The sequence below is a fragment of the Salinivibrio sp. VYel1 genome, from assembly GCF_009377945.1.
Lineage (GTDB): Bacteria > Pseudomonadota > Gammaproteobacteria > Enterobacterales > Vibrionaceae > Salinivibrio > Salinivibrio siamensis.
This window is the reverse complement of sequence record NZ_RSAM01000005.1, coordinates 140,565-159,649: the sequence shown is the minus strand read 5'-3', so window position 1 is coordinate 159,649 and position 19,085 is coordinate 140,565. Positions and strand designations below refer to the sequence as shown.

Annotated in this window: 16 protein-coding genes; 7 read left to right on the top strand and 9 right to left on the bottom strand. The window is 49.6% G+C overall.

Features of this window, described 5'->3' with window-relative positions; genetic code table 11:
• Positions 1-67: 67 nt before the first annotated feature.
• Positions 68-964: a LysR family transcriptional regulator gene (locus tag EHW58_RS06750; RefSeq protein ID WP_152795545.1), complete on the bottom strand. Its 897-nt coding sequence runs from the start codon at positions 962-964 to the stop codon at positions 68-70.
• A gap of 101 nt (positions 965-1,065) precedes the next feature.
• Here EHW58_RS06750 and EHW58_RS06745 point away from each other — a divergent pair, with 101 nt between their 5' ends.
• Entirely contained in the window at positions 1,066-2,283 is a 1,218-nt protein-coding gene (locus tag EHW58_RS06745; protein WP_046073069.1) for an MFS transporter, read from the top strand.
• Positions 2,284-2,400: 117 nt separating this feature from the next.
• On the opposite strand, the gene EHW58_RS06740 is transcribed toward EHW58_RS06745, so the two are convergent.
• Positions 2,401-3,621: a GGDEF domain-containing protein gene (locus EHW58_RS06740; protein ID WP_152795543.1), complete on the bottom strand. Its 1,221-nt coding sequence runs from the start codon at positions 3,619-3,621 to the stop codon at positions 2,401-2,403.
• A 233-nt stretch (positions 3,622-3,854) separates the two neighbouring features.
• Here EHW58_RS06740 and EHW58_RS06735 point away from each other — a divergent pair, with 233 nt between their 5' ends.
• The 3 genes from EHW58_RS06735 to EHW58_RS06725 all read left to right on the top strand — a co-directional run bounded on the left by EHW58_RS06735 (position 3,855) and on the right by EHW58_RS06725 (position 6,589).
• The gene (locus EHW58_RS06735; RefSeq protein ID WP_077579048.1) at positions 3,855-4,526 is read left to right on the top strand and encodes a hypothetical protein; all 672 of its coding nucleotides are present in this window, start codon (positions 3,855-3,857) and stop codon (positions 4,524-4,526) included.
• Positions 4,527-4,588: 62 nt separating this feature from the next.
• Positions 4,589-4,783: a DUF4250 domain-containing protein gene (locus EHW58_RS06730; RefSeq protein ID WP_046073071.1), complete on the top strand. Its 195-nt coding sequence runs from the start codon at positions 4,589-4,591 to the stop codon at positions 4,781-4,783.
• Positions 4,784-4,972: 189 nt separating this feature from the next.
• Positions 4,973-6,589: a diguanylate cyclase domain-containing protein gene (locus tag EHW58_RS06725; RefSeq protein WP_152795541.1), complete on the top strand. Its 1,617-nt coding sequence runs from the start codon at positions 4,973-4,975 to the stop codon at positions 6,587-6,589.
• A 64-nt stretch (positions 6,590-6,653) separates the two neighbouring features.
• On the opposite strand, the gene EHW58_RS06720 is transcribed toward EHW58_RS06725, so the two are convergent.
• On the bottom strand, positions 6,654-7,154 hold the full coding sequence (locus tag EHW58_RS06720; protein ID WP_152795539.1) for an META domain-containing protein: 501 nt from the start codon (positions 7,152-7,154) through the stop codon (positions 6,654-6,656).
• Between the two features lie 567 nt (positions 7,155-7,721).
• Here EHW58_RS06720 and folE point away from each other — a divergent pair.
• Positions 7,722-8,378 carry a GTP cyclohydrolase I FolE gene (gene folE / locus EHW58_RS06715; protein ID WP_046073073.1) on the top strand — a complete coding sequence of 219 codons (657 nt, stop codon included), beginning with the start codon at positions 7,722-7,724 and terminating at the stop codon, positions 8,376-8,378.
• Between the two features lie 97 nt (positions 8,379-8,475).
• On the opposite strand, the gene EHW58_RS06710 is transcribed toward folE, so the two are convergent.
• The 4 genes from EHW58_RS06710 to EHW58_RS06695 form a co-directional block, all read right to left on the bottom strand.
• Positions 8,476-10,029, bottom strand: coding sequence for a PAS domain-containing methyl-accepting chemotaxis protein (locus EHW58_RS06710; protein ID WP_152795535.1), 1,554 nt, complete (start codon positions 10,027-10,029; stop codon positions 8,476-8,478).
• Between the two features lie 165 nt (positions 10,030-10,194).
• A complete protein-coding gene (locus tag EHW58_RS06705) occupies positions 10,195-11,388 on the bottom strand; it encodes an amino acid aminotransferase (RefSeq protein ID WP_077579051.1) in 1,194 nt (397 codons plus the stop codon).
• A gap of 193 nt (positions 11,389-11,581) precedes the next feature.
• Positions 11,582-12,982: an asparagine--tRNA ligase gene (gene asnS, locus EHW58_RS06700; protein ID WP_046073077.1), complete on the bottom strand. Its 1,401-nt coding sequence runs from the start codon at positions 12,980-12,982 to the stop codon at positions 11,582-11,584.
• A 103-nt stretch (positions 12,983-13,085) separates the two neighbouring features.
• Positions 13,086-14,705 carry a methyl-accepting chemotaxis protein gene (locus EHW58_RS06695; protein WP_152795533.1) on the bottom strand — a complete coding sequence of 540 codons (1,620 nt, stop codon included), beginning with the start codon at positions 14,703-14,705 and terminating at the stop codon, positions 13,086-13,088.
• A 267-nt stretch (positions 14,706-14,972) separates the two neighbouring features.
• On the opposite strand from EHW58_RS06695, the gene queD reads away from it, so the two are divergent.
• On the top strand, positions 14,973-15,335 hold the full coding sequence (gene queD, locus EHW58_RS06690; RefSeq protein WP_046073079.1) for a 6-carboxytetrahydropterin synthase QueD: 363 nt from the start codon (positions 14,973-14,975) through the stop codon (positions 15,333-15,335).
• Positions 15,336-15,401: 66 nt separating this feature from the next.
• Here the strand turns inward: queD and queE are convergent, their stop codons facing one another.
• Positions 15,402-16,067 (bottom strand): 7-carboxy-7-deazaguanine synthase QueE, encoded by a 666-nt coding sequence (gene queE / locus EHW58_RS06685; RefSeq protein WP_077607131.1) that lies wholly within the window; start codon positions 16,065-16,067, stop codon positions 15,402-15,404.
• A 263-nt stretch (positions 16,068-16,330) separates the two neighbouring features.
• Between queE and EHW58_RS06680 the strand changes: the two genes are divergently transcribed.
• The gene (locus EHW58_RS06680) at positions 16,331-17,545 is read left to right on the top strand and encodes an ROK family transcriptional regulator (protein ID WP_152795531.1); all 1,215 of its coding nucleotides are present in this window, start codon (positions 16,331-16,333) and stop codon (positions 17,543-17,545) included.
• A 123-nt stretch (positions 17,546-17,668) separates the two neighbouring features.
• Here the strand turns inward: EHW58_RS06680 and sstT are convergent, their stop codons facing one another.
• Positions 17,669-18,886: a serine/threonine transporter SstT gene (gene sstT, locus EHW58_RS06675; protein WP_046073082.1), complete on the bottom strand. Its 1,218-nt coding sequence runs from the start codon at positions 18,884-18,886 to the stop codon at positions 17,669-17,671.
• Positions 18,887-19,085: the final 199 nt, after the last annotated feature.

The window sequence follows — 19,085 nt, the reverse complement described above, 5'->3', positions numbered from 1 at the left end:
TAAATTAGCCAGCGATTTTAGCGATAATCCTGCATCGAGTATAGGGGTAAATCTGGGGAAAGGTGGCTCAGGATGTAATAGAAGGCTTGGCAGACGGATTGTGTTGTTGCACATAATCAATGAAGGCGCGATCGGCGAGGGACAAGTAACCGTGTTTACGCCAGGCAATCGCAATATCGAGCTTGATCGGTTGTGTAAAGGGGATCCCGACAATCCCCCTTTCATGTTCGGTGACCATATCGAGCAGTGCACTGATCGCAAACCCATGACGGACGATATTCAAAATCATCGCCAGTAAATTGGTTTCTAATGAAAGTTTGGGGATTATTGCATGCGTATCGCAGACCTGATCGAGGTAATCACGGTGGAAGTATCCCGGACGGAACATGATCAACTCATGAGCGAAAAAGGTGTGGTAATCGAGCGTATGATGTGTGGCGAGCGTATGATCGGTCGCGACAACGGCGACCATCTGCGAGGAAATCAAATGCGTGGTTTCTAACGAATCGGGCACCTCTCTATCGTTAATCACGGCGAGATCCAGCTCACCGTCGAGCAGCATTTGCCGCAGGGAGTGAGTGCCAGCCTCTACCACTGTGAGTTTTAGCGCGGGATAGCGACGGCGGAACCCCATCAGCAACTCAGGAAAAAAATAAGATCCGAGCATACCCGGTACACCGATACGTACCTCGCCTTTTTGCAATCCTTTAAGCTCATCCATGGCTGTGGCTGCATCTTGCATTTGCTGTACGACGCGATAGGCATGCTGCAGTAATACTTGCCCTTCTTGCGTAAGCTGAATGTGCTTTTCATTGCGAATAAAAATCGGCATACCCAATTGATTCTCAAGCTTTTTGATCGCAATACTGAGCGCAGGTTGCGCGATATGCAGACGCTGGGCGGCGAGCGTAAAGCTTTTAGTCTCAGCGACAGCAATCACGTGGCGGAGCTGTTTGACGTCCATGACTATAAATAAAATATATAAGGAGAATATATTTAATATATTTTATTAATTATAAAGCGTTTGTTAGCATGATCACATCTTAGCCCACTGGTGAGGTTTTCATGATAGAGCTTGGCTCACCACGTTACCGACTGACGGCGTTTGCGCTCGCGTTCGGCTCGTTTTTGATTTTTTGTAACCTTTACTTGTTTCAACCTATGCTACCTGTCTTTGCCGCGGCCGATGGGATCAGTGAAACACGGGCGAACTGGCTACTTGCGGCCACCACTTTAGGTCTTTCTTTTTCACTGGTGCCTTGGGCCGTGCTGTCGGAGCGAATTGGTCGGCGTCCAGTGATGCTGGTGAGCCTTTGGATGCTTCCCGTGATAGGCCTTATGATCGCCAGCACCTCTTCTTTTTGGATCATCGTCGGTTTACGGGCTTTAGTCGGCATTGCGCTGGGTGGGTTTGCCGCGGTTGCGGTCGCGTATATGGCAGAAGAATTCTCACCGGAGGCGCTGGCAATTGCCGTGGGTAGCTATATCAGTGCTAACTCACTGGGGGGGATCTCGGGTCGTGTATTCGGTGGGATGATGACAGATTGGTGGGGCTGGCATGGCGCGGTGATGGCGATGGCCGTGCTCTCCTTGGTAGGTGTGGCCATCGTGAGTAAACTTTTGCCTCGTCAGCGTTATTTTTCGCCTGGCAATACCTCCTTACTGACCCATTCTCGCGGAGTGCTCACGCATCTTCGCACCCCCAAATTGTGGCTGGCGATGCTGATTGGCGGTGTCAACTTTGCGTTATTCGTGAATTTGTTTTCGGTGATGGCGTTTCGCTTGGTGGCTGCGCCTTACCAATTGCCAGTCAGTTTGGTGTCTTCAGTATTTGTTTGTTACCTCGCCGGCACGGTGACATCACGATTGAGCGGGCGCTGGGTGCTGCACTTTGGCGCGATCAAAGGCATGGCTTTTGGAACAGGGGTAGCCATGCTGGGAGTATTAGTGACCTTGAGCAGTCAGGTGCTTTGGATGGTGGTGGGGTTATTAATTGTGAGCGGTGGCGCGTTCTTTACTCACTCACTCGCTTATGGATGGGTAAGCCGTCAAGCCGCGCAGGGTAAAGCAACGGCAACAGCCTTGTATCTGGTGCATTATTATATTGGTGGTAGTCTCGGTGGGTTTTATCTTATCGCAGCTTGGCAACACTTTGCATGGCCTGGCGTGGTGATCGCGGCCCTAGTGCTTATCACGATTTTATTGGGACTGGTATTTGGCCTTTCTCGTGTCATGCGCCGACGTCGCGAAAGCCAGCGCCAAACGTCTGTTGTGGCATCCTAAGCGTTAACTCGGCGCGGAGAAAAAGGCGTTGCCCAACGCCCATCCAAGAGAGCGTCTCGCGATGACTGTACTTTCTCCTGCCTGTCTCTGATTGTCTTTTTGCGACCGAATGCTTCGCTAAAGCGATGTTTCGGTGGGCATATCGATATTGTCACGGCTGACAGAGTTTCTGGCGTCAAACCCCGTCTGTTTGCCTGGTTGGTAAGTACGTATGCAATTTCGCCCTTCGGCTTTTGCTTGGTAGAGAGCACTGTCGGCGCGCTCTATCAAGGATGAAAGCGTATCGCCTGGTTGTAGCGTGGAAAGGCCTATCGACGCGGTGACTTTCAACGGAGTACGGCTTTCATCAATATAGACATCCATCTCTCTAATTTCACCCAGCAAACGTTCGGCGATTTGCGCCGTGATGTCGCCATTACATTTAGGGAGGAAGACAATAAATTCCTCGCCACCAAAGCGACCGAAAATATCTGCCTTTCTCAAACGCTCTTGTACGGTGCGAGTAAATGATTGCAAGACCACATCGCCTGCGTAGTGACCCCACTTGTCATTAATGCGCTTGAACTTATCCAAATCGAGCAGCAAGACGGAGAATGGCGAGTGCCTCTCTTCACTAACGGCCAGAGCGCGCATGGCCAGCTGTAATAGCATTCGGCGGTTATAGATACCGGTTAATGGGTCCAGCGTCGCCTGCCGGTAAAGGCGCAAAATCATGTGGAGTTGAGAAAGCTGTGACCATACCACCATGAACGCAATAACGGTTTGTAGCCAATACGAAGCAATATTATCCGGACTGGTCATGGTGCCACTGAATGAATCAACCCATAAGTGGCAAATCAGGGTAATCGACATCAAGAGTATGCTTTCCCGCATTGTGAGCGGGAAGATGGTCAGCATGACAATCTGAATAATGGGCAGCAAGGTGTAGCTGTAAGAGAATGCCGCGTTGTCGGTGGGAAAGCCTAAAGTGTGGCTGGCGGATAAATAAAAGGCGTTGGTAACAAGCACCATGGCGACCAAGCCAAGTTTCGCTGATTTGAGATTATTAGCGCGATTGACCGCGTAACCAATGGTAATAAGCATACCCGCTAACAAAAGGCGTTGTAGCGAGAGCTGCGCCGCGGCCGCTTTGTCAGCGAGGAACAAAAAATCAGCGGGTGACCATGCAATGGTCAGGGCGGCCCATACATAACACAACACGCACAAGCGGCTGCGCAGATAAGTGCTGCGTGTATTATTAAAGCTGTTTGCGTGCTTTTTAGCACTCCACAGCTCAAGGAACGATATTTGCAGCTTGTAGATAATATGGCCTAAGGTTTCACTCATCATTGCACCCATTGTTGTTCCCGCCTGTGCAAAGGTTCCAGTTGCGTCCGCCGCTTTGGTATTATCCTACTGCGCGGTCATGTTATTTTTTTCTGTCATAAAGGTTGGTATAAGCGTGCAAACATGCCAGTTTGTTGTTTGTTTTGACTGTGTTTCTTGCATTCAATGTGATCTAGCCAACTTTTTAATGCAATGAAACGAATAATTGACCATTTTTTATTGAGATACGTAAGGTGCTTTTCACTATGTATACGTTACTTGCTCCTGCGGTTGCCTCGGCAATTCTAGGGGCACAGCTGGTGCTCTCACTGGCGCTATTGAAAGGAGAAATATGCCCAGGCCAGCGGGGCCGATTCCATCGTGCTTTCTGGGTGCCTGTTTTTGCGTGGTTGATCTTAGTTCCATTTACGTTGTTCGCCAGTTTACCCTTTTTGTTGTTAGGGATTTTTGCGTTTCGATCAAAAACAGGCAAAACACGTCACTCCGGTCCCATTCCTTTGCTTCATGTCGCAAATTTATTGGGTTTTGTTGCATGGATTGTCATACTTGCCACGCACGGTGGCGGGATGCTGATGATGGGAGCCTTGCAACTAGTGATTCTTGGGGCGAGCCTTGGCCATAGTTTGTTAGTGCGTGCGCGCTCGCGATTGCAAGCTTTTGATCGTTTGCTCCCTGTGAGCAGTGTATTAGCCTTTATGGGCGTGATGATGATGGCCGCGCTGTTGTCAGCGGTTAGCCCATCGGCAACGAGTGACATCAATGCCATTATGGCTGGTGCAGGCCTAGGTTTGCTTGGGGTGGCCGCACAGATTTGGCACCTGCTTAAACAAACATCGCCTGTGTTTTGGCGCGTGAGTGTTGGCTTTGGATTTATGCTGTTGGCCAATATCAGTTTGACACGGCTTGTCATTGCTTGATTGGGCAGTTTTTCGTCTAGGATCTATACTCAAAGTGCGTGAATTCAGTGCAAGGAGAGGGTATGGATATCCACAATATCAGCCGATTAGATGGTGCTATCTTCTATGGCATTGTGAATGAAAGACTGCGTCTAGAGTGTGATAGTTTGGAAGCACTGATGGCGCATTTAGACCTCGACCACGATCAGTTGCAAAGTAAATTTGATGATATTGGTTGTGAGTACGACCCACTCACCAACCAATTAAAGCTTAAATAACGTCTAGGCTGCGACTCACTGCACACAGTGAGTCGCATTTCTTGCCGCCTTTTGACAGACCCGCGACACGTCCTGCCATTTTGTTAAAAATTTGATCGTTTATTAGTCTGCCCACTACGCTTATAGAGGGAGAGAGTCAGTGAACCTTCTGTTTTATCACGTGGATTATTCTTTATAAGGACGACACTGATGCCGCGAAGAGCATGGAGCGTAATTGTATTAACCGCACTGATCGGTGTGGGATTTGCAGCCTTAACCGCCCATTTATTGTATCAAAAAGAGCAAGAGGCGATTCGTAAGGAGCTGCATAAAGACGTGAATAATGCCGCAATGGCGTTGGCGCGCGAGGTCAACCTTGGCCTTGAACTGCTCTACGCGGTCAAGAATCATTTTGACGCGGGTCACCGACTGGACGCGCGTAATTTTCAGCCGCTGACATCCGGTGTACTGAAACGCCACCCAAGCTTTAAGTCGATAGAGTGGGTGGATATCGTGATGCACCATCAGCGTCGGCATTATGTTCAGGGAATGGAAGAGAGGGGTGACCCGTCGTCAGGGTTTAATATTGTCGAACTAAGCCCAAACAATCAGCTGATCCCTGCTAAGCGGCGTGACATGTATTTTCCGCTGAGATTCACCTCTGGCGAGAACAGCGAAGCGTCTGTTATTGGTTACGATCTTGGTTCCACGCCAGTCACCCGTCAGGCATTGAAAACCAGCTTTAATACCGGCGTGCCTGTCGCCACCCCTGCTACCACTATCGAGCGCGCCTATGGCAATGTACGCGGCTTTTTGTTGATCATGCCTATCTTATTAGATCCAGAGCAGCTGGGTGGAGAAGACACGCGAGATTTACGCGGGTTTCTGGTGGCGGTGATTGATGTGAATACCTTGGTTAATTTGGCGATAGACACCGTCATTAATGATGGGATTAATTATACCCTGATTGATGCGACCGACCCGAGTCATCGCCAAGTACTTCATACGCAGCGGGTGGAATTGGCACAAATGAAAGACTCACTGGCGCAACAGCCCGCCAAGCCTATTTTCTTCGCGGGTCGCGAGTGGGAACTTATTGGCTATCCGACCGTCAGCTACATGCAGGCAAGGCAAAGCTGGGTGCCGTTGTGGACGTTTCTCATTGGCAGTGGCATATTTTTGGTGATTTGCTACCTGCTTTATCGCCTGCAGTCTCGCGCCTACAGTGTTCAGGTACAAGTTGATCAAAAAACACACGCATTGAAAGAAGCCAATAGTCGACTGGAGTCGATGACCAAGTGTGATGGGTTGACGGGATTACATAATCGCACTCAGTTTGAGCAGGAGCTCGAACGTGAGATCCAGCGTGCACTTCGTGATGAAGCGCCTTTGAGCCTGATGCTGGTAGAGGTCCAACACCTGTCTAATTACAACAACCAGTATGGACGCATTGCCGGTGATCAGTTGATCCGACAAATTGCACAGGTACTGGATGAGATGCTTAAACGGCCCGGTGATTTGGTATGTCGGTTTACCGGTAGCCAGTTTGTTGCCATCTTGCCGCGCACAGAAGGCGCAGAGCGATTGGCTGATGAGTGTGTAAAAGCGGTGAAACGATTAAAGGTAGAGTTTGAAGGAGAGCCGGAAGATCGGGTCAGGGTATTTGTTGGCGGGGTAACGGTCAGCGATCAAAAAGAAATGACTGCCTCGCGATTACATGCTTATGGTGAAATTGGCTTGACCCGTGCGAAAGCGGACAATGATACTGGGTGGCACTGGATGGAAATCAGCGCGCCGGTGCAGGACAATAAAAGCATTGACCCTTAAAAAACCAGAGCGGTACAGATGCACCGCCCTTGTATGTTTCTAAGGTATAAACGCTGACGCGAGGTTAGTACTCTTCACCTTTATTGAAGCGGGAATCAACCACAGGGCTTTTGAGTAGGGGATCTTCCTCAGTGTTTTGCGTGTTAGCCGCGGTGAATAATAACGTATGCGTCTCGTTACTGAGCATAAGATGATTATCACGTATTGTTGCATCACTCCATTGGCTTAGAACCTGGCTCATGGTTTGTTCGAGTTCCATCGCACTGGACGAACACGCCATCTTAGTACTGGCCATTGGCGCCACTTTGAAGCGATTACTATTCAGTTCAGCGTTACCAAAATAACGGTTACAGCCACTAAAGCCGCTGACACCCATGTCCTTATTAATGGTAAGCGTTGGGGTTCCTTCCGCACTGATAGCCTGTTGATCGACCATGGTCAGTTGCCATTGCTGGGCAACGCCAGAGCTTGTCACGCTGCCATCGTCACCGCCGGCATACTGGCCGTTACTACAAGCGGTCACCCCGGCAGTGAGCATGACTGCCATCAACACGTGTTTTTTCATAATGACTCCTTAGTCACTAACAGTGGGTTTCAATTCAAGCGTAGCCAAGTTAGTAACAAGTATGCCAATAAAAATGTGAGTTTATGTCAAGCCAATGTCTTTTATGTTGGGCGATAAAAAAAGCCCCCGGTAGAGGGGGCAAGATATACCATCGCGTGTCTTATTATTATTGAAATCTTGTCTTGGTGGTGTTTATTGCACCAGCACAATTCACTGAGCGAGTATGGCTGACGCCACGGTTGGTTAGTCGCAGGAAATCAACTGATGAGATTACCAAATAAAAATGACAGTTTAGTTTCACTCAGAAGACGAGATAACGAAGGATGACATCTTGGTGATAGCGTAGGTCGCACATGACGACATCATTTCTGAGCGAAGATGTTCATTTTCCTTGACAATTTTGCCATTGAGGCTGTCCACTAAGGCATCAGGCAGTAAAACCACAGCATTCGCGAGGTGTATTTTTTGGATATTAACGTTATGCTTCTATTTAGTGACAGCACTGATCCGACACTGGCTACAGTGTGTAAGTAGAAGAACGGCTAGGGCAGACCCAAAAAGGAATCCATCATGGCATTGAGCGATGCTGCAAAGAAAGTTCAGGAAGCGTTGGTTGCTCGCGGTATTGAAACCCCAATGACGGCGACATCTCCGATGTCTTCTGAAGAACGAAAAGAAAAAATTGAATTTCATATGCGTGAAATTCTGCAGTCGATCGATTTAGACCTTACCGATGATAGTTTGGCCGAGACACCGGCGCGAATTGCGAAGATGTATGTCGATGAGATTTTCTCAGGCTTGGATTACGCACAATTCCCCAAAGTCACCATGATTGAGAACAAGATGGGTTGCGATGAGATGGTGCGCGTTAAGGACATTTCAGTGACCAGCACCTGCGAGCATCACCTTGTTACCATTGATGGTCGGGCAACCGTCGCCTACCTTCCTAACCACAAAGTGCTTGGTCTGTCCAAGATAAACCGGATTGTGCGTTTCTTCTCTCAACGTCCGCAAGTGCAAGAGCGACTAACACGTCAGGTGTTGGTGGCATTGCAAACGCTGCTGGAAACCGAGGACGTAGCGGTGCGTATTGAAGCGACGCATTATTGCGTAAAATCTCGAGGTGTCATGGATGCCAATAGTGAGACGACCACCACCGCACTCGGTGGCTTGTTTAAGAAGAATGCCGCAACACGGGCTGAGTTTTTGCACGGGATTCAATAACGCCCATGCTCAGACGGCAGATGTTCAAAAAGCCCCACTCTGGTAACAGGCTGGGGCTTTTTTAGGGCGGTTAGCGTGGAGGCGTTAGCGGTTTGGTTTACTCAAACTGCCTCGCAATATCGTGGAACTGACGCACTTTATCTCGCAGCTGACGGCTTGCCTCGGAAACATCATTGACCTCGTTGAGGTTTTGCTGAGAAACCGATTCGATATCATGGATCTCTTTGCTAACGGCGGTGAAACTCTCTAATTGCGCTTGGGCAGAGTGGTGTGTTTCATTCGTGCGGCCGACCACATCCTCTATCGCATTTCTGACCGAGTGCAGGCTCGCAATACTGTGGTCCGTGGTATCAACACACGCTTGTGTCTGTTCGTGGCTTTCGTGAATCTGGTTTTGCCAATGCGAAATAGTGTTGTGCATGTCTTGGATTGAAGACTGGATTTGCTCCGTGGCTGTTTGCGTCCGACTGGAAAGCGCCCGCACTTCATCGGCAACAACGGCGAAGCCTCGGCCTTGCTCTCCGGCGCGTGCCGCTTCAATTGCCGCATTCAGCGCTAGCAAGTTAGTCTGCTCGGCAATCCCACTGATCTCACTCATTGACTCGGTCACTCGATCTGCGGTGGCAGACAGCTGTTGCGTCGCGGTGAGGGAGTTTTCAGATTGTTGAGAGAGGCTTTTTAATTGCTCGCCTGTCTGCTGTAACAAGGATTCGGTTTCTTTGCTTTGCTGCTGGACCGAGTGCAATAGTTCAACACTTTGCTGGGCGTTATCAGATACCCTGTTTGCCGATTCAGAGGCATGATCAATGTTACTGGCAATCGAGGAAATCTGGTGGCTTTGCTTATTGATAGCATTAGACACGAGTGTTGATAATGCACTCAACTCATCCGAAAATTGATTCAGTGACAGTGAAGCATCGAGCATACGTCCAAGAATAGTGCGTATGCGGGCATTGAGCATTTTCACCTTGTAGTCAACTACCGAACTGAGCCCAGTCCCCGAGTAAATATAGCGGCTGATACTGTCGTAATTGGCTTGCACGCCGCGCGCGAGGGTTGGCAAGGTAAAGAGCTCGTCACGGAAGAGGGTACCAAGCACCAAAGGCATCGCAATGGCGCCCGCCACATCCCAGCTCGATATGGCGCTATCGAAAATAAGCGACACAGGTGCGGCGACCAATCCCAACCCCATTAATGTGTACTTCAATGCCGCAGGAATATCGGCAACCGACAACTGCTTCATCGACTTGCCGTTTTTCTCTGCCCGACACAGGGTTTGGTAGATTTGCGCGGCGCGATGTTTGACGGCAGGGTCAGGCTTCACCCTGACGGACTGATAGCCGGTGACTTGGCCTCGGTCGTAAATGGGGGTGACATAGGCGTCTACCCAATAATAATCGCCGTTTTTACAGCGGTTTTTGACGATACCTCGCCAAGGTTGGTTGGCTTTTAAGGCGCGCCACATATCTGCAAATGCCGCTTTGGGCATATCGGCGTGACGAATAATATTGTGAGGCGCGCCCGTCAGTTCCTCTTCATCGTAGCCAGCGATCCGAATAAACTCCGGGTTACAGTAGGTAATCACCCCGCGTTTATCAGTGGTCGAGACGAGGCGCTCATCGTCACCAAATACAATTTCATTATTGCTCATAGTCTTTATCTTTTTTGGTCACAGTTGATAAAAGCCTGGTTGGTTTTAGTGTAGTGGTTTCAGGCTTTCTATTAATAATTATGTTACTAAATTGTTTCTTTCTGGACGGAGCCCATAAAAAAAGGGCCTTGCGGCCCTTTTGTTTCAGTTTTAAGACAGCGGTGCTTAGTCTAAAACCTTTGCGATGGCAGTGCAAAGTGGCACCATGTTGGTGTGCGTCATGCCTGCCACATTTAAACGGCCTGAGCCGACGATATACACGCCATGATCGGCTTTTAGTGCATTGACTTGGTCTTTATTAAGCCCAGAGAACGAGAACATGCCGTTTTGCTGCTCGATAAAGCTAAAGTCACGCGACACACCTTGCGCTTTCAATGTTTTGACAAATTCGGTACGCATGGTTTTGATGCGATCGCGCATGTCTGCTAGCTCTTGCAACCACTGCGCCTTGAGCGTCGCGTCGTTCAAGATGGTGGTCACTACGGCGGCGCCGTGAGCGGGTGGGTTAGAGTAAATAACGCGGGCAATGGTTTTCACCTGACTAAACGCTTTGGTGGCTTCTTCTTGATTACGGCCAACGAGCGTAAAGGCACCCACTCGCTCATTATACAAACCAAAGTTTTTCGAAAATGAGCTCGCGATAAGCAGCTCAGGACATACCTGAGTAAAAATACGTAAGCCGGCAGCATCCTCTTCGACACCAGTGGCAAAGCCTTGATAAGCAAAGTCGAACATCGGCAGCAGGCCTTTACGCTGACAGAGTTCCGCGAGGGTTTGCCACTCTTGCTCGGTAGGGTCGATGCCAGTCGGGTTATGGCAGCAGCCATGAAGGAGAACAACATCACCTGAGCTTGCTTTCTCAAGGTCAGCGACCATTGCTGCAAAGTCTTTATCGTTTTTCGCCGCATCGTAATAGCTGTATTCAGCTAAGGGGAGGCCAGCGGCAGTAAATACGCCCTTATGATTTGCCCAAGTTGGATTGCTGATCCAAACCGTGACATCGCCAAGATGACGTTTAATAAACTCGCCAGCCAAGCGAAGCGCACCGGTTCCACCTGGTGAGTGTGCGGTTTGCGCGCGTTTGTCGTTGATAACGTCAGCTTGCTCACCGAACAGCAGTTGTTGCACCGCGAGGCCATATTCGGCCGTGCCAGGAATGCTTAAGTAAGACTTGGTGCTTTCTCTGTCGAGAAGTAACGCTTCGGCTTTTTTGACAGAAGGGAGTACCGGCGTTTCGCCATGCTCGTTTTTGTAGACGCCTACCCCGAGATTGATTTTGTCTTCACGGGGGTCAGCTTTATATTCTTCAGTCAGTCCTAGAATAGGATCAGCGGGAGCGGCAGAGATTTTCTCAAACATTGGTGTCGTCCATGGTTATGATGAATGAAAGTCAAACTGGCTTTTTTATAACACTTGTCGAGAAGAATAGAAACCGAAGGACAAGCGGACCAGTCATGTGTTTTGTATTGGTTTATGCTGTAAAAGCAGTTTTTACGCGGAAAAAACACAAGAAAAAGGCTGCAATATGCAGCCTTTTGAATAGCAAACCGATTTAGAAGTTGGCATTGCGTGGCGAGCGAGGGAAAGGGATCACATCGCGAATGTTGCTCATTCCGGTTACGTAGGAAACGAGGCGCTCAAAGCCCAACCCAAAGCCTGAATGAGGGACTGTGCCATAGCGGCGCAGATCGCGGTACCACCAGAAATCTTCTTTCTCAAGGCCCATTTCTTCTAAGCGTTGGTCAAGTACATCAAGACGTTCTTCACGTTGAGAGCCACCGATAATTTCGCCAATACCCGGTGCTAACACGTCCATCGCGGCAACGGTTTTGCCGTCATCGTTCATGCGCATGTAGAAGGCTTTAATGTCTTTCGGGTAGTTTTTAACGACCACCGGCGCATTAAAGTGCTCTTCTGCAAGATAGCGCTCGTGTTCAGACGCTAAATCGATTCCCCATTCAACTGGGAATTCGAATGTTTGGCCGCTGTTTTGCAAGATGGTGACCGCATCGGTGTAATCCACTTGGGCAAAATCTGCATTAACAAATTTTTCCAGACGCGTGAGCACGTCTTTGTTAATGCGTTGCTCAAAGAATTTCATGTCGTCTTGGCGCTCTTCAAGCACAGCTTTGAACACGTACTTAAGCATGGCTTCTGCCAAGGCCGCCGAATCATCCAGGTCGGCAAAGGCCACTTCTGGCTCAACCATCCAAAACTCCGCCAAGTGACGGCTGGTGTTTGAGTTCTCCGCGCGGAAGGTTGGACCGAAGGTGTAGACTTTGCTCAACGCACAGGCATAGGTTTCAGCGTTTAACTGACCCGATACGGTCAAGAAGGCTTCTTTGCCAAAAAAGTCTTGGTCAAAGTCGACGTCGCCTTGCTCGGTTTTGGGCACATTGGCCAAGTCTAAGGTAGAGACGCGGAACATCTCGCCAGCACCTTCACAGTCTGAGGCGGTGATCAATGGCGCAGACATCCAGTAATAGCCTTGCTCATGGAAAAAGCGGTGGATCGCTTGTGACAAGGTGTGGCGAACCCGCGCCACCGCACCAATCACGTTTGAGCGTGGGCGCAAATGGGCCACTTCACGCAAGTATTCGATAGAATGACGTGTTTTCGCCATTGGATAGGTATCAGGGTCATCTACCCAACCGACGACTTTTACGGCTGTGGCTTGCAGCTCATAGGCTTGGCCTTTTCCTGGCGACTCTACCACGTTACCCGTGACTTCAACTGAGCAGCCAGCGGTCAAGCGAAGAACGTCTTGCTGATAATTATCCAGCTCATTAGGGACCACGGCCTGAATAGGGTCAAAACAAGAGCCATCGTAAATGGCAAGAAAAGAAATACCGGCTTTGGAATCTCGGCGTGACCGGACCCATCCACGCACAGTCACTTCAGTGTCGACTGCCGCCTTGCCGCGCAGGACGTCTACTACAGGCGCGTATGTCATAATTCGCTTCTATCTCCGTTTAGGGTAACGCGGTTATTCAGTGACAACCGCATCAGTCATTTTGCAAGTTAGGCTAGCAAGTTTACCTGTATCCTGTATAGCTTCAAGACTTGAGCGAGTCTGAGAGCTTAAATTGGCCAATTAATCCCTCTAACTGCTCAACCAGTTGCTCAAGATTCGCGCTGATAGCTTTGACCTCATTGGCATTGCTGGCGGTATCGTTAGCATGGCTTTGGATTCGGCCAACTTGAGAGAGTAGGGCATCGGTCATTTGTGCTTGGTGTTCGCTTTGTTGGCTAATATCGTCCGCGTTGTTATTCACCGTGGTGACTTGCTCGGCGATATTGCCCAGCGCCTCAGAGAGCGCCATAACGGTTTCGCCGCGCTGATTAGCACTGTCACTGGTTGCTTCCACCGCTTGTGCTGAGGCTTCGCTACCTGCACATAGGTTTTCGATAATGGTCTGGATTTCTCCGGTTGCGTCGTGGCTGCGGCTGGCAAGGTTACGCACTTCTTCAGCAACCACCGCAAAACCACGGCCTTGTTCGCCAGCACGCGCGGCTTCGATAGCAGCATTTAACGCGAGCAAGTTGGTTTGTTCGGCAATTTCACGAATCACCCCTAGAATAGTGGTCACTTGCTGGCTTTGTTGATTCACATCTAAAATTTGGCTGCGCACCTGGCTTATATCTTCGACTAATTTGCGAATATCATTGGCGGCAACGTTAGCGAGATCACTGCCTTGGTTGGCGCTGGTGGCCGCTGATTCACTCAGTTGCGCGGCCTCTTGGGTGCGGTTTTGGATATCATGTTGGTGTTGTTGGACATTATCGATCGCTGATGACATATCATTGGTTTCATGACGCTGGCTATCCGCTAATTGGTCGGTATGGCTAGAGACGCGAATCAAGTTCATCGCCTCGGCTGAAAGCGTCTCTGAGGTACGCTGAACTTGTTGCAAGCTGGCAGAGAAGTTATCAAGTAGCTGGTCACAGCTATCACATAGTTCACCGATTTCATCGCCTCGGGTATCGTTGAGACGCTCGGCCAGATTTTTATCATGGCTGGTACGTTTCATGAACGCAGAGACCCGCTTGAGCGGAGACACTACCCACCGACGGATCACCGTTAATGAGATCAGAAAACCGATCACAGCAATGCTTCCCATGATCCCGGCAGTAATGAGCATTTCTTTATCTATGGTGCCGTAAAGCGGCTCGAGATCGTACTCAAGGCGAATCACCCCCAGCACCGTCCCTTCTTCTGCCACGTGGCACTGCAGACAGTTAGTCCCGCGGTAGTCGCTGCTTGCTTTCATTGGTAGGGCAACCACGAGTCCTTTTTCGCCATTGCTGTCGACGGTTTCAACGATGGTTTCACCGTCTAGGGCACGCTGATCAATCGCATCTTGCGGCGATTGTTCGGAGTTACCGGGGCCAAAAAAGCGAGTAATAGCATCGGATCGGATCACACGCGCCTCTTCAATACCTTCATGAGAAAGCATTTTTTCTCGTAAGGTATTTCGTTGGCTAATGGTGCCCGTCAACATCAACATGTTAAGGCTATCAAAGTAGTTAGAGGCTTTATCGAGCGTTTGCTGACTAACAATCGAAGTCATCAGTGCCTTTTGCTGATGAGATTGGTAGGCCAAGGACGTGACGAGCACCAGAGCGAAAACAAGAAAAAGAGCAAGAAGAATTTTGCTCGCAAGGGTCATGCGCATGAGTCAACCATTTGTTATTAAGTTATAGAGTTATCAGTTATAGCCTGTAGCCACTATGTTAAACCTAGAGTGCGCAAGTAAGGGAGTCCCCATATAAAATGTGTGATTTCATCGACGTAAATCGTCCCGTTAGTGAGACACGAGTCCGCATTGTTGGCTGAATGCCAGGTTGGAATGTTAAGTGCGCTTAGCCAGTGAGGAATGCGATTGAGTCATCCGGCTAATTTGAGTAGCATGCGGCCTCTTATTGTTGTTGGAAGAGATAAAATGACCACCGAGTTGTTTAAAGAGTTCACCTTTGAAGCGGCACACCACCTTCCTAATGTCCCTGAGGGACATAAGTGTGGTCGCTTACATGGACACTCTTTTATCGTGCGTTTGTACGTAGAAGGTGAGGTGGATCCTCACACAGGTTGGGTAATTGATTTTGCGGAAATCAAAGCGGCGTTTAAGCCTATCTATAACCGCCTTGATCATTATTATCTCAATGAGATTGAAGGGCTAGAGAATCCGACCAGCGAAGTACTCGCACAGTGGATTTGGCAACAAGTTAAGCCAAATTTACCCTTACTCAGTAAAGTGATGGTGAAAGAGACCTGCACTGCCGGCTGTACCTATTACGGTGACTGAGTGTCGTGGCGCTGCGCGAGTCACGCGGTTTTGAGTAACGGCGACCCAAGCCGTTGCTCTCCATGCTCAGGCAATCGACAGATACTTATGTGTCTGTATCGATAGGCGCCAGCCTCGCTGAATGCATGTATCAATGCACAGCTGGGTCGCGCGCGCTTTTTGGCTCACGGGCTGTAATGCAATCGTTGCTGTATCAGCCGGTGGGCAGGTGGCGAGTAGCGCATCAAGCTGATCGATGTCCTTTTCTGTGCCGACCGGGTGCTTTACCTCATTCGCCCGCGCCATCGCCTCCTTAAGCACTGGCAACTTCCCTCGCATATTGATTTTCGGAGACACAGTGACCCACGTATTAGCGGATGCGTGGATAGGGTAGGTGCCGCTCGTTTCTATTTGGCATTGGCAACCTGCCGCTTCTAGCGCATGGGTTAACGGCCTTAAGTCATAAAGACAAGGTTCGCCACCGGTAATCACAATATGGCGCGCGTGGTAGCGGCTTAAAATGTCGGCGGTAATCGCATTGCCATCAAGCCAGCACCAAGCGGGAGAATCCTCAGATTTATCAATAATAAAAATTTTGTCTTTCTGATCTTTCTCATCGGTTTCCCAAGTTTGCTTGGTATCGCACCAGGCGCAACCGACAGGACACCCTTGTAAGCGAACAAAGACAGAGGGAACCCCTGTAAACGTGCCTTCACCCTGAATGGTTTCAAATATTTCGTTGACTCGGTACATGATGGTTTATAGCGATAGATATAAAGCGCCACATTATGCCAATGAATACGACTGAGATCTTGTTTTTTCACGCGTGATTAGCCTTTGAACAGCGTTACTATTTAAGCGGGTTTTGTGAGTTTGTACGCGATTTCATCGATCTAAAGTGACCCACATCACGGGGTAACAGCTTGCTGCTTCACAATTAGTTCGCGAAGTAAAAAAATTCACGGAGATAGGTGATATCAGGGTATCACCATGGCCAAGCAGTTATAGGACAAGGCATGATTATTGGGCAGCCGGGACATATCGACCACATTAAGCGTAAAAATGCGGGCACGATTTATAATTTGATCGACCGCTTTGCGCCGATTTCTCGGATTGAGCTTTCGAAGCGCAGTCAATTGGCGCCTGCCAGTATTACCAAAATTGTCCGGGAGTTGATGGATGCGCACTTGGTCAAAGAAACACAAATACAGGGCACCAGCATGCGTGGCCGGCCCGCTGTTGGTCTGGTGCTGGACAATGAAGGCTGGCAGTTCTTATCGATGCGCCTTGGCCGTGGATATCTCACCCTGGCATTGCACTCACTGAGTAGTGAAATCCTTATTCAAGAACGCCATGAAATTGATGTCATGGCGCAGGATGCCTTGCTTTCCACGGTGGTTGAATACGTAAAAGCCTTTTTCTCACGCCACCAACAAACGGTTGATCGTGTTACCAGCATTGCGGTCTCGCTCCCGGGCTTGGTGAACAGCGCCCAAGGTACAGTGATCCAAATGCCGCATTTTGAGGTTGACCATATGCCGCTGGGGCCCGTGTTGCATCGTGAGACCGGGCTGCCCGTATTTGTGGGCAATGATACACGCTCGTGGGCATTGGCAGAGAAGTTATTTGGCAACGCAAAAGAATCCGATAGCGCGGTACTGGTCGCGGTTCACAATGGCGTCGGCGCGGGGATCATGCTGGAGGGAAAGGTACTCCAGGGGCGTGTTGGCAATGTGGGCGAGCTTGGTCATATTCAGGTTAAGCCTTTTGGTAAACGCTGTTTTTGCGGTAACTATGGTTGCCTGGAAACGGTCGCCAGTCTTTCTGCCGTGTATGAACAGGTACAGACGCTGCTCGATGAGGGGCACGCGAGCCAGTTACAGGGGAAACCGTTAACCATAGAAGCAATCTGTGATGCGGCAGTGGCAGGCGATGGACTCGCGCATCAGGTGATCACGGAGTTGGGGCATCATCTGGGTACGGCTATTGCGATTGTGGTGAATTTATTCAACCCAGAAAAAATACTCTTCGGCGGCGAGTTTAATCGTGCCAAGAGCGTGCTTTATCCGGCGATCATGGAGTGCTTAAAGACGCAAACCATCCCACTGTATAGTAAGCACCTCGTGTTGGAAGAAAGCTATTTTTATACCCAGGCCACTATGCCGGGCGCCGCGATGGTCAAACAAGCCATGTACGATGGCAACTTACTGATGAAGGTTCTGGAGGGGTAGTGTCGCGCGGTGTGACACACTGGAAAGACGACAGTCAATGACGGCCTAAGCGCCTGGGTCAGCGATAAAAAAAGCAGGTGACGTGCACCTGCTTTTTTGAAAGTGTTTCTTTAAATAGCCATGTTAACTATTTTTTCTTTCTTCGGCCATGCAAGCTGCCGCGGTAAATACCACATCCGTTGAGCTGTTGAGCCCTGTTTCTGCGGAATCTTGCAAGACGCCAATGGTAAAGCCAATTCCCACGACTTGCATGGCAATCTCTTGTGGGATCCCAAACAAGTTACAGGCCAGTGGGATCAGCAGCAGTGAGCCGCCGGCCACACCGGATGCACCACAGGCCGATACCGCCGCGACAATACTTAGTAGCACCGCAGTAGCGATGTCCACCTCAATGCCCAGCGTATGAACCGCCGCTAACGTTAATACCGTAATGGTGATCGCCGCACCGCCCATGTTGATAGTTGCACCCAGTGGAATAGACACTGAGTAGGTGTCTTCATCCAAATCAAGACGGCGGCACAGTTGCATATTCACCGGGATGTTAGCCGCTGAACTACGGGTAAAGAAGGCGGTTATGCCACTTTCACGTAGGCATTTTAAAACCAGTGGGTATGGGTTTTGACCTGTTTTGAAGTACACAATCGCTGGGTTAACCACGAGTGCAATGGTGAACATACTACCCAATAGCACACCGAGAAGGTGCACATAGCCCGCGAGAGCATCAAAACCACTTTTAGCCAGTGTGCTCGCGACCAAGCCGAAGATACCCAAAGGTGCAAAACGGATCACAAAGCGCACGATCATCGACACGCCTTCTGACACGTCGGAAAACACGCGTTTGGTTTCGTTTGATGCATGGTGTAGGGCAATCCCTAAACCAATCGCCCAGGCTAGGATCCCGATATAGTTGCCGTTCATCAATGCGCTAACGGGATTATCCACGATATTGAAAAGCAGGGTATTCAATACCTGGCCAATCCCTTCAGGTGGTGTGATGCTGGCATCTGTGGTCGCAAATTCTAGGGTCGTGGGGAATAAGAAGCTCATGGTGACTGCCGTCAGCGAGGCAGCAAGCGTACCGACAAGGTACAGACCAATAATAGGGCGCATATTGGCGCGCTGCCCTTGTTTTTGGTTAGCAATGGAAGCCGCCACTAAAACGAAGACCAAAATGGGGGCAACGGCTTTCAACGCGCTGACAAAGAGTTGTCCGAACAGTCCTGCATTCGCTGCCCACTCAGGAGACAGGTATGCAAGGACACCACCGGCAAGAATACCGACAAGGATTTGAAGTACCAACGAGTTGCCTCGGCTGACACTGGCGAGTTGTGTTTGACTCATGTGACTCTCACTTCACTGTGTTTATTATCAATGGCTGTTAATGAATCGTTAGAAGTGACGAATTAAACCAGTTTGATTCACCCGATGTAAAGGGAAAATTACTACTTTGCACTAGTTATGTAGGACTGAGCCGGAGAGTTGTCATTAAGTAAAGGTTTACCAGGTGTAATTATTCTGTTACCGCCACGAGATTAATGGC

Bases quoted from the DNA above. Each gene is read 5' to 3' on its own strand.
- EHW58_RS06750 (WP_152795545.1), bottom strand. From the start codon at position 964: ATGGACGTCAAACAGCTCCGCCACGTGATTGCTGTCGCTGAGACTAAA.
- EHW58_RS06745 (WP_046073069.1), top strand. From the start codon at position 1,066: ATGATAGAGCTTGGCTCACCACGTTACCGACTGACGGCGTTTGCGCTC.
- EHW58_RS06740 (WP_152795543.1), bottom strand. From the start codon at position 3,621: ATGGGTGCAATGATGAGTGAAACCTTAGGCCATATTATCTACAAGCTG.
- EHW58_RS06735 (WP_077579048.1), top strand. From the start codon at position 3,855: ATGTATACGTTACTTGCTCCTGCGGTTGCCTCGGCAATTCTAGGGGCA.
- EHW58_RS06730 (WP_046073071.1), top strand. From the start codon at position 4,589: ATGGATATCCACAATATCAGCCGATTAGATGGTGCTATCTTCTATGGC.
- EHW58_RS06725 (WP_152795541.1), top strand. From the start codon at position 4,973: ATGCCGCGAAGAGCATGGAGCGTAATTGTATTAACCGCACTGATCGGT.
- EHW58_RS06720 (WP_152795539.1), bottom strand. From the start codon at position 7,154: ATGAAAAAACACGTGTTGATGGCAGTCATGCTCACTGCCGGGGTGACC.
- EHW58_RS06710 (WP_152795535.1), bottom strand. From the start codon at position 10,029: ATGAGCAATAATGAAATTGTATTTGGTGACGATGAGCGCCTCGTCTCG.
- EHW58_RS06705 (WP_077579051.1), bottom strand. From the start codon at position 11,388: ATGTTTGAGAAAATCTCTGCCGCTCCCGCTGATCCTATTCTAGGACTG.
- asnS (WP_046073077.1), bottom strand. From the start codon at position 12,982: ATGACATACGCGCCTGTAGTAGACGTCCTGCGCGGCAAGGCGGCAGTC.
- EHW58_RS06695 (WP_152795533.1), bottom strand. From the start codon at position 14,705: ATGCGCATGACCCTTGCGAGCAAAATTCTTCTTGCTCTTTTTCTTGTT.
- queD (WP_046073079.1), top strand. From the start codon at position 14,973: ATGACCACCGAGTTGTTTAAAGAGTTCACCTTTGAAGCGGCACACCAC.
- queE (WP_077607131.1), bottom strand. From the start codon at position 16,067: ATGTACCGAGTCAACGAAATATTTGAAACCATTCAGGGTGAAGGCACG.
- EHW58_RS06680 (WP_152795531.1), top strand. From the start codon at position 16,331: ATGATTATTGGGCAGCCGGGACATATCGACCACATTAAGCGTAAAAAT.
- sstT (WP_046073082.1), bottom strand. From the start codon at position 18,886: ATGAGTCAAACACAACTCGCCAGTGTCAGCCGAGGCAACTCGTTGGTA.